The sequence below is a fragment of the Cedecea sp. B1(4) genome (assembly GCF_059414925.1).
Genome location: NZ_JCAHMZ010000168.1, coordinates 1 through 456, shown reverse-complemented (window position 1 = coordinate 456; position 456 = coordinate 1). Strand labels below are relative to the sequence as shown.

Genomic DNA, 456 nt, shown 5'->3' with positions numbered 1-456 from the left:
CCGCCCTCGGCGCCGATGTGCTGAGCCACCTGTCGAGCCACGCCTTCCGGGGCGTTCTGCCCTCCTTCACCGATCAGTACCGCGTCAAGCTGCACGGTCTTGGGATCCAGGCTCATTCGAGTAATCCGTAGGTTCAGCGTCTGACCCCAGATATTGGTGGAGGACAGTGACGGCTGTACATAGCGGTTCGCCTGCAACGTCGCAAAGCTCACTGTGGTCTTGCTGCCAACGCTCGGCGCTGCAGCCAGCAGCTCGGAGTAGTGATCCTTCACATAGGCAATGGCCGCAGTGGTGACGGTTGCATGGTGTGTTGCAGCGATCTTCGCTGTGTTCTGATCGCTGACCTTGCTCTGATCGTACAGGCCCCAGCCGACCAGAAGCATCAGAACGCCCAGCGCGCCGATAATTTCGACGCCATACCCGCCCTTGGCAGATCGCAGTGCCTGGATACGCCTT

The 456-nt window shown here is 60.3% G+C and carries 1 protein-coding gene; it reads right to left on the bottom strand.

Features of this window, described 5'->3' with window-relative positions; genetic code table 11:
- Positions 1 to 456, bottom strand: a 456-nt coding sequence (pilV, locus tag ACR6JA_RS22490; protein WP_494599654.1) for a shufflon system plasmid conjugative transfer pilus tip adhesin PilV, incomplete at both ends; no start/stop codon positions are given.